The sequence below is a fragment of the Thioalkalivibrio sp. HK1 genome, assembly GCA_000583135.1.
Classification (GTDB): domain Bacteria; phylum Pseudomonadota; class Gammaproteobacteria; order HK1; family HK1; genus HK1.
Genome location: JFBG01000084.1, coordinates 17,139 through 32,638, shown reverse-complemented (window position 1 = coordinate 32,638; position 15,500 = coordinate 17,139). Strand labels below are relative to the sequence as shown.

General features: G+C 55.9%; 10 protein-coding genes and 1 tRNA gene. All 11 read right to left on the bottom strand.

Features of this window, described 5'->3' with window-relative positions:
- The coding region (locus tag BF99_RS0118440; RefSeq protein WP_156013475.1) for a COG1470 family protein at positions 1–3,059 on the bottom strand (3,059 nt) is incomplete at its 3' end.
- A gap of 129 nt (positions 3,060–3,188) precedes the next feature.
- Positions 3,189–3,274 (bottom strand) — tRNA-Leu (locus BF99_RS0118435).
- 52 nt (positions 3,275–3,326) lie between these two features.
- A complete protein-coding gene (gene secG / locus BF99_RS22695) occupies positions 3,327–3,899 on the bottom strand; it encodes a preprotein translocase subunit SecG (RefSeq protein WP_025772295.1) in 573 nt (190 codons plus the stop codon).
- Between the two features lie 6 nt (positions 3,900–3,905).
- A complete protein-coding gene (gene tpiA / locus BF99_RS0118425) occupies positions 3,906–4,703 on the bottom strand; it encodes a triose-phosphate isomerase (protein ID WP_025772294.1) in 798 nt (265 codons plus the stop codon).
- Positions 4,704–5,111: 408 nt separating this feature from the next.
- Positions 5,112–6,485, bottom strand: coding sequence for a phosphoglucosamine mutase (glmM, locus tag BF99_RS0118415; protein ID WP_025772293.1), 1,374 nt, complete (start codon positions 6,483–6,485; stop codon positions 5,112–5,114).
- Positions 6,486–6,564: 79 nt separating this feature from the next.
- Positions 6,565–7,515, bottom strand: coding sequence for a dihydropteroate synthase (gene folP, locus BF99_RS0118410; RefSeq protein ID WP_025772291.1), 951 nt, complete (start codon positions 7,513–7,515; stop codon positions 6,565–6,567).
- Between the two features lie 1,427 nt (positions 7,516–8,942).
- Positions 8,943–10,913 carry an ATP-dependent zinc metalloprotease FtsH gene (gene ftsH, locus BF99_RS0118380; RefSeq protein WP_038099019.1) on the bottom strand — a complete coding sequence of 657 codons (1,971 nt, stop codon included), beginning with the start codon at positions 10,911–10,913 and terminating at the stop codon, positions 8,943–8,945.
- 304 nt (positions 10,914–11,217) lie between these two features.
- A complete protein-coding gene (locus BF99_RS21485; protein WP_081759354.1) occupies positions 11,218–12,012 on the bottom strand; it encodes an RlmE family RNA methyltransferase in 795 nt (264 codons plus the stop codon).
- 707 nt (positions 12,013–12,719) lie between these two features.
- Entirely contained in the window at positions 12,720–13,196 is a 477-nt protein-coding gene (greA, locus tag BF99_RS0118360) for a transcription elongation factor GreA (protein ID WP_025772283.1), read from the bottom strand.
- 271 nt (positions 13,197–13,467) lie between these two features.
- On the bottom strand, positions 13,468–14,355 hold the full coding sequence (gene dapB, locus BF99_RS0118355) for a 4-hydroxy-tetrahydrodipicolinate reductase (protein ID WP_081759352.1): 888 nt from the start codon (positions 14,353–14,355) through the stop codon (positions 13,468–13,470).
- Complete coding sequence (gene dnaJ, locus BF99_RS0118350) at positions 14,348–15,460, bottom strand: molecular chaperone DnaJ (RefSeq protein WP_025772281.1); 1,113 nt, start codon at positions 15,458–15,460, stop codon at positions 14,348–14,350. The genes dapB and dnaJ overlap by 8 nt, the downstream gene beginning before the upstream one ends.
- Between the last annotated feature and the right edge of the window lie 40 nt (positions 15,461–15,500).

The following is a 15,500-nucleotide window of genomic DNA, read 5'->3' as shown; positions in this document are numbered from 1 at the left end:
CCCGTTGCCGAAACCGAGATGCTTGCGCTCTCGTCGGCGGTATCGTCGTTGTCCTCCGCTGCGCTCACCGTAACCGTTTGGGCCACGTTCCATGTTGACGGCGTGAATGTAAGCGATGTCAGGTCAACGGTCACATCTGTGTTGGTCGGCTGCGTCAGGGTCAACGTCACGTTCGCCGATGGCTCCGTTTTCAACCGCACCGTGAAAGTATTGCTCTCACCTTCGCCCACCGTCAAAGGATCCGCATCCGTAACGATGACCAATCCCACCTCGTCATTATCTTTTACCTTTACATTCACGCTCTTGCGGGCGATGGAATCGTAGCCACCGCCCGATGCGTTCAATGTGATGGTTTCGATGTCAGGAATCGTATCGTCGTCTTCGGCTACTGTCACCGTGACTTCTTGTCTGGTGCTCCAATTCGATGAGTTGAATCTCAACGAAGAATCGCTCAGGGTGATATCGGGATTGTTTTTAGATAACATAACAGTAACATCGTCTCTTGGTTCACGGCTGAGGCTGACTTCGAACGATCGACTATTTCCTTCGTCGATATCCAAACTATCGTGTGACACCGACAATGAGAGTTCATGGATAGTAATATCGATTTCTTTATCCGCAACTCCGCTCGCAACGATAGAAATGGTATCGGTATCGTTAACAAAATCATCATCATGGATTGCAGTTAGGTTGACAGTATTCGGTATATTCCAACTAGAAGGATGTAAGGTCATAGAGGTCCCTTTCAGTGTGAGATTTTTATCTATTTTAATATCGGAATTTATATTAGTAAGATAGATTAATACTTCTTCTGCAGGTCGATAGTTAAGGCGCATGGTGAACGATCCTGTATCACCTTCATTGATATCCAGTCTTTCAGGCGTCACCATCAAAGCGAGTGTTTCATCATCATCTATATCGACATCGATCGTCTTTTTTGTGAATCCGGTTGCAGATACACTGATAATATCTGTCTCGTCAGCTGCATCATTATCATCTTGGATCGCTCTTAGGGTGACTTCTTGCATCATATTCCAGTTGGATGCGTTGAATACAATCTGTTGTTCGTCCAGAATGATATCGGAATTTTCATTGGATAATAAAACGGAAATATCTTTCGCAGGCCGATGGCTAAGGCGAACGGAGAAAGAACCAGCGCCGCCCTCATGAATATCCAGGCTATCCGGAGAAACGACCAAGGTGATTGACTCGTCATCGTCGATGGTGATAGGGATTGTCTTGTTCATAACATTCGTTCCGGATAAGGTGATGGTATCTGCATCATCGGTATTATCATTATCCTGCATTGCCGTCACAGTGACTATCTGAGGCTTATTCCAGTTCGATGGGATGAATTCAAGCGATGACTTGCTCAGCACGATATCAGAATTTTCATTGGATAACGATACGGATATTCCCCCTGTGGGTTTATGGCCAAGACTAATGGCAAGGGAACCTGCACCGCCCTCGCTGATATCCAAATTCTCGGGAGATATCACTAAGGAGATGATTTTTTCGTCATCGTAGACGGTCGCATTGATCTCCTTACTTTGGACGTTATTCGCGGATAGGGTGATGGTATCGGTATCGTGCTCTGCATCATCATCGTGCCTTGCCGATATCTGTACGGTCTGCTCATCGCGCCAGTTGGTGGAATCGAAGGAAAGCGAAGACGGGGTCAAAGTGATATCGTCGCTCTCATTCGCAAGAGAAACGGATAGCGAGGATGACGGCGAGCGATTGAGGCGGACGGATAACGAGGCCTCGCTGCCTTCGTCGATATCCAAACTTTCGGGAGAAGTCACCAAACCCAAGGTATTATCGTCGATCACAGAGATAGTTGTTCTGTGTGTGAGACCTTTATAATTAAAATCATCGTAGGGGTCGGTATATACAAATAAATGGATCTGCAATATTGCCGTTTCGTCCTCATCATCCGAGTCCGGTGCCGCAGAAATTTTTATTCTCTGAGGGATATTATGATTTGATTTCTCAAAATATAATGAAGCGATTGTATCCAACTCCAAATCGTCGTTACTCTGTAGATCTATGTCCAATCTCATTTTTTCTACGTAACTGACGAAAGGTCTTACCGTGAACTCGACAGAAGAGCCTTCCTTGACTTCTAGCGTGGGTGGCGATATAAAAATACCGGCAGAATCATTATCGTTCACTATCACCGTCAGCGTCTTCTGGATGATAGAGTCGTAACCGCCGCCCGATGAATTTACTTCAAGGGTCAATTTGCCATCATATATATTGACATCTACCAGCGCACTGACGGTTACCGTCTGAGCCTGGTTCCAATTCGAGGTGGTAAATATAAGTGATGCTTTATCCACTGTCACGTCAGCATGCCACGTTACGCCGGATTTCGTCACCGCCACCGTTACGTCACCGCTCGGCTCGGTATCCAGCTTCACCGTGAAGGTGCCGCTTTCACCCTCGTCAATGATCAAGGAGGTCGGCGAAAGAGTCAAACCCGCCGTATCATCATCCTCGATCGTGATATTGATTTCTTTGCTGATCGTACCTAATGAGACCGTGATGGTATCGGTATCGTCCACACCATCGTTATCGTGCTCGGCGGTCAAAGTGACTTTTTGCTCTACGTTCCAATTCGAGTTATCAAAGGACAACGATGTCTTATCCTGTGTGATATCGTCGTTCGTTTTCTCGATGGTGACGGTCAGGGTAGTGTCCGGTTGGCGGTTTAGGCGAACGGTGAACGAGGCACCATCATCATCACCCTCGCCGACGCTCAAATCTGTGGCCGATACAACCAAATCAAGGGATGGCTCCTGCGCGCCATGGGCATTCGCATGCGCCCATCCCGTAGGAAAAATGAGATCGGTGAAGAGGTAAATCGCTGCGATGAGAATAAGATGGATGATATTGGATAGTAGCCCAGACCCGATCGACCGAGTCTTATTTAGGGATGAGATAACGCCCTTTTTTGTTGTAAACGGCTGATCGTGGTGAAGGAAATAGGTATAACTTCTCCGCCGACCGGGCAAGGAAGCCTTATCCCAACAACTTGGATTTTGATTCTTCGACACGGGGATTGATCCATTTTCATGAAAAATATCACGATGGCTTATAAAACAAAGCCTTTTAGAATAGATTCAATTGTTTGGCGTCAGATGGAATTTCATGGCTCATCGATGTCTGGCAATGAACGATGATGTTGGTGCCGAAGGCCGGACTCGAACCGGCACGCCACGAAGGCACTACCCCCTCAAGATAGCGTGTCTACCAATTCCACCACTTCGGCAATGAGCGTTCCCGTTTTGACTTGAAATTCGATCGAAGGGCTATCGCATCGATCAGCGGGTGGACTCCGATGAGTCGCCGCTATCCGAATTACCGGAGTCGTCGGAGCCTTCCGATTCCGATCCATCCGATGGTGCGACATCAAGCACGATATTGCCCCCTCCTCCTTGGGTCGCCGACTCGGGATCGATCTCGAGCTTGATATTGCCATCGCCATCGCCGCTGAGCATCTCGGGGGTGATGAGGATGACATTGCTGTTGTCATCGCCGGCGGCCTCGCCGCTCGCCTCTTGCGTATCGCCCTCGGGAGGAATCGGCACTCCGGCGGCATCCACCTCGACGCTATCTAGGGAGGCCGGAGCCTCAACCCGAGAGATCACGCTGCTTCTTTCGTGCGATGTCGTCGAAATATACGCCAAAGCGAGGCTGTTGGCGAAAAAAAGTGCGGCCAGCATTCCCGTCATCCGGGATAGGAAGGATGCCGGTCCGCGCGATCCGAAAAGGGAGCCGGAAGAGCCACCGCCGAAGGATGCTCCCGCATCCGCTCCTCGCCCCTGTTGCAAGAGCACGAGGGTCACCAAGGCAATGCCGATGAGGATCTGGATGATCAAGAAGAATTGTTGCATTTGCGCTCAACCGCTCCTGTCGCTTTCCGACCGATGGATACTTCGGCTCGCCGCTTGGCAGATTTTCGCGAACTTCTCGGCATCGAGAGAGGCGCCCCCTACCAAGGCACCATCGATCTCGCTTTCCGAGAAGAGTGCTCGGGCATTGTCCTGACCGACACTGCCACCGTATAAAATCCGAATCCGCAAGGCGGCTTTCGGATCTCGGCTTTCGATTCGCCTGCGTAAAAAGGCATGCACCTCTCCGGCTTGCTCCGGGGTGGCACTCAATCCGGTTCCGATGGCCCAAACCGGCTCGTAAGCGACGGTGATCCTCGAAAGATCGGCTGTTTGCTCCGCCTGCAGACGATCCAAAACCGCATCGAGTTGGCTGCCCACTCTTTCTTCGGTGCGACCGGCATTGCGCTCGTCGAGGCTCTCGCCGACGCAGATCATCGGCATCAACCCCGCTTCGAGCGCCCGCTGCGCTTTTTGCGCGACATCGGCATCGGTTTCGCCGAAAAGGGTGCGACGCTCGGAATGCCCCACCAGCGTCAACCGGCATCCATGCGCTTCGAGCATCTTCGCCGATACCTCTCCGGTGAACGCACCATCGCTTTGCTTGGCGCAGTCTTGGGCTCCGAGCTGCAACGGCCCGCCGGCAACGACTTGCGCCGCTTGCGCAATCCGCACGAAGGGAGGGCAAATCCCGATATCGATCTCCGATAGAGACCGAGCCTCTTTGTCGGCCGCAACGGCCAACTCCCGGGAACTCTCGATGGTGCCATTCATCTTCCAGTTGCCGATCACGAATGGGCGACGCATGAGATTTCCGTTGATATCCGATATTCGATGAAATTCAATCGCATCGATGCCGATGCGTGCTTTCCCGAAACGATTCTTGCCGAAACGATTCTTCTCGGATCGACCATGGCGATGCGAGGCTTCGTCCCGTCGAAGGCTGTCGGTTCAAGGACCGCCGCCATGCGTGAAAGCAACGGGATTTCTACCGTTGCGTGGCGCACACGGGCGGCCTCGCCAAAACTTCATATTATAAACGATGATACCTCGTTCGTTCAAGCCCTCAGTGGCTCTTTTTTAGATGATCGACAGGGCCGCGGCGGCACGCGATTTTTCGATCAAGCGAGGGATATCTTCCTAGAGGGGCTTTCAAAGAAGGCTTTTCTCGGGCGATCACCCGCTCCCCTTTGCAAGCAAGGGTTATCTGCCCGCTCAGCCGCCCTCGGTATCGATCATCGATGCCAAGCGCTCGGCGATCTCCTCGGTCTTGGCGCGATCCTTGCCTTCGACCATCACCCGCACCACCGGCTCGGTCCCCGAGGCCCGCACCAGCGCCCTTCCCTCGTCTCCCAAACGAGTGCGGGCGGCGGCGATGGCCTCTTGCAGATTGTCATCGGACTCGGGATCGAAGGGGCTTCTGGTGCGGATATTGCGGATGGCTTGCGGATAGTGATTCATGCCCTTCCCGGCTTCGACGAGACTCGATCCGGAATCGACCAAGGCCCGCAGCACTTGCAGCGCGGCGACGATGCCATCCCCCGTACACGCCTGATCGAGGCAGATGATGTGACCGGAGGGCTCCCCTCCGAGGACGCTGCCACTGGCCCGCATCCGCTCCATCACATGGCGATCCCCGACCTGCACCCGATCGAATCCGATCCCTCGGGCGCGTAAGGATTCTTCGAGCCCCAAGCCACTCATCACGGTACCGACCACGGATTCGATACGCTCTCCCCGGGCGATGCGATCTTCGACCAAGACGAAAAGGATCCGATCCCCGTCGAGCACCTCGCCGCGGCTATCGACCATCGCCACTCGATCCCCGTCCCCATCGAAGGCGATACCGATATCGGCGCGGGTACGGCGCACCGTTTCGCGCAAGGCACCGGGATCGAGCACCCCACAGCCAGCGTTGATATTGAGGCCATTGGGGGAGCAACCGATCGGAATCACTTCCGCCCCGAGCTCGGAAAAGACCTTCGGGGCGATATGGTAGGTGGCACCATGAGCGCAGTCGACGACGATCCGCAGGCCATGCAGGCGAAGGCCGACGGGAACCGTGCTCTTGCAAAACTCGATATAGCGACCGGCGGCATCGTCCACCCGAGTCGCCTTGCCCAGAGCCTCGCTCGATACGGTTTGCATCTCGGCCTCGACCTCGGCCTCGATCGCATATTCCATATCGTCGGATAACTTGATCCCGTCGGCATCGAAAAATTTGATGCCGTTATCCGAATGGAGATTGTGGGAAGCGCTGATCACCACCCCGGCGCGAGCGCGCAAGGAACGCGTCATCCACGCCACGGCCGGAGTCGGCATCGGCCCGAGCAACATCACATCCTTTCCCGAAGCTGCAAGCCCGGATTCGAGCACCGATTCGAACATATAGCCGGAAATGCGGGTGTCCTTCCCGATGAGGATGCTCCCTCGACCATCGTCGGAGCCGCCTCGGGCGCGCTCGGCCTTGGCCAGCGCCACTCCCAAAGCCCAGCCGATCTTCAAAACGAAATCCGCGGTGATCGGATGCTTGCCGACCTCGCCCCGAATCCCGTCGGTACCGAAATAGCGTTTGGCTTTTTTGCTCACCCTATCCTCGTTTCTTTATCCGGCGAGTTCATGCAGCAAGTTTATCCGGCGAGTCTATTCGGCGAGTCTATTCGGCGAGTCAAGGGGCTTTCGATCCCTCGGACTCGAAGCGTTCGATACAAGCGAGAATATCGATGGCAGCGCAGGTTTCGGCCACATCATGCACCCGCACCGCCGCGGCTTTGCGCTGCGCTGCGATCAGGGCCAGCGCCACGCTCCCGACCATGCGGCGATCCGCAAAGGGGATCGAAAGCCCCTTTTCATCGGCGGCGCTCGCTCTCGAGCCGGATCTTCCCACGGGATTCGTTCTTGCCGATACCCCCATATCCCGCACCCGCTCGAACATCCCTTTGACCATCGACTTTCTGGACATCCCCACGAGCACCGGATATCCGATACCGGCCAGCCCTTCCAAAGCGCCGAGCAATGCCAGATTGTGATCCAGGGTTTTGCCGAAGCCGAAACCGGGATCGATGACGATGCGATCCTTCGCTATCCCTCGATCCTCGCAAACCCTCGCCCGCTCGAGCAAGAATGCCTGCACTTCCTCGACCACATCATCATAATGCGGCGCATCTTGCATCGTGCCAGGCTCGCCTTGGAGATGCATCAAACAAACCGGCACCCCGAGATCCGCCGCAGCATCCACCGCCCCCGAGGCGCATAGCGCTCTGACATCGTTGATCATCGAAGCCCCGGCGGCAACCGCCGCCCGCATCACTTCGGGCTTGCCGGTATCGATGGAAATCGGGATGTCGCTTTCGGATACCAATGCCTCGATCAGCGGCAAGACGCGATCCATCTCCTCATCGACCCCGACCTTCGATGCGCCGGGACGGGTCGACTCCCCGCCCACATCGATGATCTCCGCTCCCGCCTCGATCATCGCCAGCGCATGGCGCAGCGCGATCCCGGGCTTTTCGAATCGGCCGCCATCGGAAAAGGAATCGGGGGTGAGATTGAGGATCCCCATCACCAACGGCGGACGAGGATCCTTCCAAAGCGCATCGAGAGGTCTGGGGGATATCATCGATTTCGTCGATCTCGTCGGCTGCGTCTTGGCATCAAATGGAGGAAACGGGCTTCTTGGTCTTCGTATCGAAAAGCCGAACGAGGATCGATCACCTGTCGATCAGCGCATCCTCGTCTTTCGAGAAAGACCGCAGATGATGATATGGGCAGGCAGTGTAAAAAACTCAGGAAAGCAAAATCCAACGATGGATCGATCACCTAACAAGAGGATATTCGCAATAAAGAGTGTGTGAGCAGTTGCGCCCAAAGAAGCAAAGAGCATCGATCCGAATACGGCCGATCAGCGGTGATGATCAAGCAATGACAACGATGCTACTGCGCACCCCGCAGGCGATTACGCTATCGGCGTAGGCCTTCAAGCATTCGGGTCCCGCCGGCACCGATGAGAAAAGCGGATCAAGAACAATCGAGTCATCGGCCGGCTTTCACGGCGCATCGGTCACAAACGGAAGACCGTGCATCGCCCCGGCTCTCGTCGATGATCCGATCTTGCCGAATACCCCGATGCTTCCAATGTATCCAAGCAAGGGCATCACACTCATACGCATACGCTTTCCGACAATACAGCCGGAAAGCGATGCTTGCCGAGATCTTGCCAACGCCCTCCCAAAATCCTTCGCCGAATGGCCGAAGGGAAAAAACTTATCTGCGAGGACCTTGGTGACCTGCGTGATAGGGGTTGGAATCGATGGAATACAAGGCCCCCGTCCTGTCATCCCTGAACCGGAGTTCGGCCTCGGTCACTTGGCCGGTCGCGATCAGCGACTTGGCCTTCTGTCTCAAAATTTCGGGGTTTTTCGATCCTTTCACGTATAGCCAATCAACGGATATACCCCGCTTCACCAGCCAGATCACCCTTTAACCCTCCTCTGGTCAGCGTAAATGGCAATGGTCGAAAAGGAAGTCTCATCGGTACCAGATGAGAGATGCCTCATCCGAATTGCAGATGAGCCCTTTTCGATCTTTTCGTTTTTCTTATCGACACTACTCGATCGACACAGCCCGATTCAACACGACACTATTCAATACCTCGCTGCGGGACAAAGCACCGAGGCGCAAAACATCTTTTGGAATTATCCGAGCGAATTTTCGATGCTCGATTCGAGCGAACCGGTCTTCAACGCCCCTCGAAAACCCTTGAAATACCCTTCGATCCGAGCATCGAGAAAAGACCGACGAGCAGCGAACGAACGAAAATTCTAAAGAGAAAGTCTTCGCTTTTTCATCGATTCGCAGACTCGATCCAGCAAGAATCCCCAAAACCTCCACTCACCCCCGCCCTTGTATCATGACGATTCGGGGCACGATATCCGATCCTGATCCCGATACCACCACCGATGCGCGCCGAAGGAACGCGACCCATCGGCCCGCCGACAATCCCTGCTCGATGACGGTCAACGGATCAGGCAGAGCCGCGCTCAGCGCTCAATGCAGACTTGCAGTACCGCCGATGGAATCGGCCTCGGAATCGGATGATTCTTTCGACCCTTTCGGCGCATCGTCCTCTTTCTCTTTTGCATCCACCGCATCCGCAGGAGCATCGGTGCCGTCATCGGAAGGAGGCTTGGACGACTTCGACCAGTTGCTCGGAGGGCTCGGCTCCTTACCCTCCATGATCTCTTGGATCTGCTCATGGTCGATGGTCTCGTACCGAATCAGGGCCTCGGCCATCAAATGCAGTTTCGATTCGTTTTCCCGCAGCAACTTCACCGAGCGCTCGTAGTTGCGGTCGACGATGCTGCGCACTTCCTCGTCGATCTGGTGCTGGGTCTGTCCGGAAATCTTCTTGTGCTGGGCGACGCTATGCCCCAAGAAGACCTCGCCTTCCTCGTCGCTATAGGTCAAAGGCCCGAGTTTTTCCGACAAGCCCCATTTGGTCACCATGTTGCGAGCGAGCTCGGTGGCCTTTTGGATATCATTGCTGGCCCCGGTGGTAACGCTATCCGGGCCGAATATCTGCTCCTCCGCGATCCGGCCGCCGAAGAGGGTGGATATCTGGCTTTCCAAGCGCTCCTTGCTATAGCTGTAGCGATCTTCTTCGGGCAGGAACATCGTGAGCCCCAAAGCCATCCCCCGAGGGATGATGGTCACTTTATAGACCGGATCGTGCGACGGAACCAGCAGACCGATGATGGCGTGCCCCGCCTCATGATAGGCGGTGAGGCGCTTTTCGTCCTCGCTCATCACCATCGAGTGCCGCTCGGAGCCCATCATGATCTTGTCCTTGGCTTTCTCGAAGTGCTCCATATCGACGGTGCCGCGATTGGATCGCGCCGCGAAAAGAGCCGCCTCGTTGACCAAGTTGGCCAGATCCGCCCCGGAAAACCCGGGGGTTCCACGAGCGATGACGCTGGCCACCACATCCCGGTCCACGGGAACCTTGCGCATGTGGACTTTCAGAATCTGCTCGCGACCGCGAATATCGGGCAAAGGAACCACGACTCGCCGGTCGAAGCGACCCGGACGCAGCAGCGCCGGGTCCAACACATCGGGACGGTTGGTCGCGGCGATGACGATGATGCCCTCGTTGCCCTCGAAACCATCCATCTCCACCAAGAGCTGGTTGAGGGTTTGCTCGCGCTCGTCATGCCCGCCACCGAGACCGGCTCCGCGATGACGCCCGACGGCGTCGATCTCATCGATGAAAATGATGCAGGGGGATTGTTTCTTGGCCTGCTCGAACATATCCCGCACTCGAGAGGCACCCACCCCGACGAACATCTCGACGAAATCCGAACCGGAGATGGTGAAAAAGGGAACCTTCGCTTCCCCGGCGATGGCGCGAGCCAGCAGGGTCTTACCGGTGCCGGGCGATCCCACCATCAACACCCCGCGCGGAATCTTCCCCCCGAGTTTTTGGAATTTATTCGGATCGCGCAGGAAGTCGACCAGCTCTACCACTTCCTCCTTGGCCTCTTCGACCCCTGCGACATCGGCGAAGGTGACCTTGATCTCGTCATTGAGCAAACGCGCCCGACTCTTGCCGAAGGAGAGGGCTCCTCGCCCTCCCGCCCCGCCTTGGAGCTGGCGCATGAAGAAAATCCATACGCCGATCAGCAACAGCATCGGGAACCAAGAGATGAAGATTTGCAGGAGGACGGATTGCTTTTCCGGCGGGTGGGCGTTGATCGTCACGCCGTTTTCGAGGAGATCGCCGATCAACGCTCCGTTGTCGGTTTCCGGGGTATAGGTACTGAAACGTTCCCCGGATTGGAATTCGCCCTTGATGGTACGGCCCTCGATATCAACCTGTTTGACCCGACCTTGCCTGACGTCGCTGATGAAGCGGGAATAGTCCACCTCTTGCGATGAGCCGCCACGCTTCGGACCGAAGTTGTTGAAGACGGACATCAGCACGAGGGCGATGATCACCCAAAGGATCAGATTCTTTGCCATGGTATTCAAGTGCCGGTATGCAAGATGCAGTGAGAGGTTCCGTTGCCGGTGGGGATGCTCTTAGGGTGTCGTTTCACGCCGAAGTTTCACACCGAAAGAGGGCGATCGCAAGCGATCTTTCGATCGAGATTCGATCATTGTAGGGCGAGACATCTTTTGATGCTATCACTTTTGTCGGGTTTTTGTCCGATTTTTATCCGAACTCCTTACCGATTCTATCCAGCTTCGATCGACGGCACCGATCCGACGGTATCGAAGATTCTTCGAATCGGTGAATTCCAAACGGGCATTCCCGGCCGGCATCTCAATCTCCAGATGGCGAATCGTTTCGCTCGTCGTCACGCAAGAACGATCCCGCCGCCGAATCGATACCGCGGGCCAAGGCATAGAATTCACTCGAACGATCCCGGGAAGCCGGCGGTTTTTGGATCGAGACTCGAACGAAGGCCCGACGCAGCATCCGCAAATAGTCCTGCGCCTCCTCGCCTTGCAGGAGTTTGATCAAGAACGCGCCCTCGGGCTTCAACGCTCCGAGCGCGAACTCCGCCGCCCCATCCGCCAAATCCCGCCATCGAGACTGATCGTTCGCCTTCACTCCCGATAGATTGGGGGCCATGTCCGATAATACAAGGTCTGCCGAGCGATCACCGATCACCTCTTGCAACCGACGATGGACCTCCGGCGAAAGAAAATCCCCGTGGATGAATTGGACTCCGGCGATCGGCTCCATCTCCAACCGATCGATCGCCACGACCCGGCCCTTCGGCCCGATGGCGCGGCGGGCAACTTCGGACCAGCCGCCGGGAGCGGCGCCGAGATCGACCACTGTTTGCCCCGAACGAAAAAGCCGAGCCTTCGCCGCCATCGCTTCGAGCTTGAAGGCCGCCCGAGAGCGCAACCCCAAGCGCTTCGCCTCATGAAAGAAAACATCCCGCCCGCGCTGCCGATGCCACGATCCGCCCTTTTTCCCCACCGGATTTCGCTCCCTCGATGTGCATGATTGATCGGAGCCCGTGAAGGCGATGTGAAGAAGGGCCGCCGACAGCGGCGATGCGAACGCTCTCGCCCACAGATACCCTCCGTCCAATCGGCAACGCATTTTCTTCAACTCGAAGGAGCCGGTTGGCAAACCACCGCTTGTCCGTTATAAACAACTCTGAATCCATAGTTTTGATGATTCATCTGAAACTCCAACCCCGCTCTGATAGCTTCCTTTTTTGTCTTGTACCCCCCGATTGACCGAGCGTCCGGTTGGTGACCGATGTACTTGTAGAATTCTTCGACCTTAACTTCATACTCATACTTTTCGCTCATTTCGCTCATTATTGTGCCCTTTTTCATGATTGACGAGATAGACAAATTACGATTCGGATGCTATTTGGATGAATGCATTGGGTGAATTCACAGGCGATCGAACACATCAAGGCTTTCAAGAATTTTTTGAACTACTCAATAGCGACTTTCACTTCTTCGATATTCCGGTATCCCCGGATGCCTCGAAGCATGATTTTTCCGAAACATCTGCTTCTAGGCCGCTTGAAATTTTTTTCAGGTACACGATAGGCTACGCCTGCTCGAAGCCAAATCGAACCTCATCCATGCAAGAGGCTCGCTCCGATTCCTTGCGATAGACGAATCATCGATCGCAGCGCAGCTCGCACAAGGGATAACGGGCAGCAAACCGCAGTGCTGCCCTTCGGACAATATCAAATATCAAAAGACGAACAGCCGTCCTATCATTCGGCGGCACAAGAAGGAAAGAAGTGCCGAGAGAAAAAAGACCCGAAGGATCGGGAATCCCTCGACTCAAAGATATTCCACCGAAATGATCTCGTACTCGATCTTTCCGCCCGGGGCGTCCACCGAGACGCTATCCCCCTCTTCCTTGCCGATCAGTGCGCGAGCGAGGGGTGAACTGACCGAGACCAGCCCGGCGCCGATATTCGCCTCGAGATCGCCGACGACCTGATAGCGCACCGTTTCATCGTTATCGATCCGGGCAAGCGAGACCGTGGCGCCGAAGACCACCCGCCCCTCGGCATCGAGGGTCGCCGGATCGATGACCTGGGCGGCACCGAGACACTGCTCGATATCGGAGATACGAGTCTCGATGAAGCCCTGCTGCTCCTTCGCCGCATGGTATTCGGCGTTCTCTTTGAGGTCGCCGTGGGCTCGGGCCTCCGCGATCGCGGCGATGATCTTCGGGCGATCTTCGCTTTTCAGCCTTTGAAGCTCTTCGCGAAGGCCATCGGCGCCTTTTTTCGTCAGCGGGTTCCGGTTCATGATCGCTCCCAATTTCATGATCGGATTTCGGCGGCGGGGATCGCGCCGAGCGGGAATACCACGGTGGAACTTCTCATCGAAGACCCGAGGCTCGAATTCTTCATCCTCATCATTCATTCTCGTCAATTGCATCGGGCGGGCAAGATAGGTTCATCCGCCTGATATCCTTGTCTTTTTCCTTAGATTGATTCTTGTCTTACCCAGCCCGGCATATTAGGATAGCCGGTTAGGATGACCGGGGAAAACGATCGAGCCAAGAGCCGGCAGAATGTCAGCGCAGACCGAGAACATCCTGCATATCATAAAGGCCCGCCGGTCGATCCACCGCCCAGCGGGCGGCGCGCAAAGCCCCGGCCGCAAAATTCGCCCGGCTGGACGAGCGATGGACAATCTCGATGCGCTCGCCCTCGCCTGCGAAAAGAACCGTATGCTCGCCGACGATATCACCGCCCCGGATGGTCTCGAAACCGATGGTGTTTCGGTCGCGAACCCCGGTTCGCCCCTGCCTTCCGTAGATCGCGCTCTTGGCGAGATCCCTTCCCGTGGCGGCGGCGACGATCTCCCCCATCCTTACCGCGGTCCCCGATGGCGCATCCACTTTATTGCGATGATGAGCCTCGATGATCTCGATATCGACGCTCTCGCCCAAAACCTCGGCCGCCCTTTCCAGTAGATTGAAACACAGATTGACCCCGACGCTCATATTCGGAGCATGAACCACCGGAATCTCCTTCGCCGCCTCGTGAACCCGGGCGATCTGCTCCCCCGAAAAGCCGGTGGTTCCGATGACGATGGCTCGACCGGCTTGACGACAAGCATCGACATGCTCGACGGTAGCCTCGGGCAAGGTGAAGTCGATCGCCGCTCGAGCGGTGCGAACGGCGCCCAAAGGCGAATCGCCGATGACAACCCCCAACTCCCCGACCCCCGCAAGCAACCCGGCATCCGTTCCGACCAAAGGGCTGCTACGCTTTTCGGTCGCCGCGGAAAGCCTCGTCCCGCTCGCCTCGTGCACCGCCTGCACCAGCATGCGTCCCATCCGCCCGCCGGCCCCGAAGACCGCAATCGGTATGGGATCGGCCGGTTCGACCGGTTCGGTCGATTCAGCCGACAAAGCCCCGGCAACCCCGTCATTCGTATCTTTCGTATCTTCAAGCATCGAAAAATCCCCGCACGGAATCCAACCACGACTTCGATTTGGGTTCATGGGTCTTGGCGCTACCCGATACCGCCTCGTCGAATTGTCGCAGCAAATCTTTTTGCTGCTTGTTGAGCTTGACCGGCGTCTCCACGACCACCTTGCAAATCAAATCCCCCGGATTCGAATTGCGTACCGTCGCCACCCCCTTCCCCCGCATCCGAAACAACCGATCGGTTTGGGTTTCGGGAGGGATTTTGAGGTTCACCTTGCTATCGAGGGTGGGAACCTGAATCTCTCCTCCCAGGGCGGCCATGGTGAAACTGATCGGGAGTTCGCAATAAAGATGCCCGCCGTCCCGTTTGAAGATCGCATGATCTCGCACTTGGATCTCGATATAGAGATCGCCGTTGGGCATCCCCGGCTCACCGGCTTCGCCCTCACCGCTCATGCGAATGCGATCGCCGTTATCCACTCCTGCGGGGATCTTCACCGATAGTTTCTTGCTCTTGCGGGTGCGCCCGCTACCCCGGCATTCCCGACAAGGATCGCTGATGGTACTGCCCTCGCCCCGACACCGAGGACACGTCTGATGGATCGAGAAAAAGCCCTGGGCGACCCGCACCTGCCCCTGTCCACCGCAGGCATTGCAAGGCGTGGGGCGAGAACCCGGCGCCGCACCGGAGCCGGTGCACTTTTCGCACTGCACTTCGGTGGAAAAGTGGATCGTCTCCTGACAGCCGTGAACCGCATCCTCCAAACTCAAGGTGATCGGATACCTAAGATCCCTCCCCCGACGCCCGCCGCGCCCGCCACCACCACCTCGTCCGCTGAATATATCGCCGAAGACATCCTCGAAGATATCCCGAAAACCCGCCGCTCCCCCTGCGCCCGCCCCGGGGCCGACCGCCTCGTGCCCGAAGCGATTGTAGGCCTCTCGTTTTTGAGGATCGGAGAGCACCTTGTAGGCTTCTTGCACCTCTTTGAACTTCTCTTCGGCTTCGGCATCATCCGGATTCCGATCCGGGTGGTATTTCATCTCCAAGCGGCGCTTGGATTTTTTGAGATCCGCATCGCTCGCATCGCGAGAGACCCCCAACACTTCGTAATAATCCCGCTTGTCCATGGCTCGGTATCGAATGATTGAGGATCGAAGGATGTGTGAT

Coding starts and splice junctions, on each gene's coding strand:
- secG (WP_025772295.1), bottom strand. CDS start 3,899: ATGCAACAATTCTTCTTGATCATCCAGATCCTCATCGGCATTGCCTTG.
- tpiA (WP_025772294.1), bottom strand. CDS start 4,703: ATGCGTCGCCCATTCGTGATCGGCAACTGGAAGATGAATGGCACCATC.
- folP (WP_025772291.1), bottom strand. CDS start 7,515: ATGATATCCCCCAGACCTCTCGATGCGCTTTGGAAGGATCCTCGTCCG.
- ftsH (WP_038099019.1), bottom strand. CDS start 10,913: ATGGCAAAGAATCTGATCCTTTGGGTGATCATCGCCCTCGTGCTGATG.
- BF99_RS21485 (WP_081759354.1), bottom strand. CDS start 12,012: ATGCGTTGCCGATTGGACGGAGGGTATCTGTGGGCGAGAGCGTTCGCA.
- greA (WP_025772283.1), bottom strand. CDS start 13,196: ATGAACCGGAACCCGCTGACGAAAAAAGGCGCCGATGGCCTTCGCGAA.
- dapB (WP_081759352.1), bottom strand. CDS start 14,355: ATGCTTGAAGATACGAAAGATACGAATGACGGGGTTGCCGGGGCTTTG.
- dnaJ (WP_025772281.1), bottom strand. CDS start 15,460: ATGGACAAGCGGGATTATTACGAAGTGTTGGGGGTCTCTCGCGATGCG.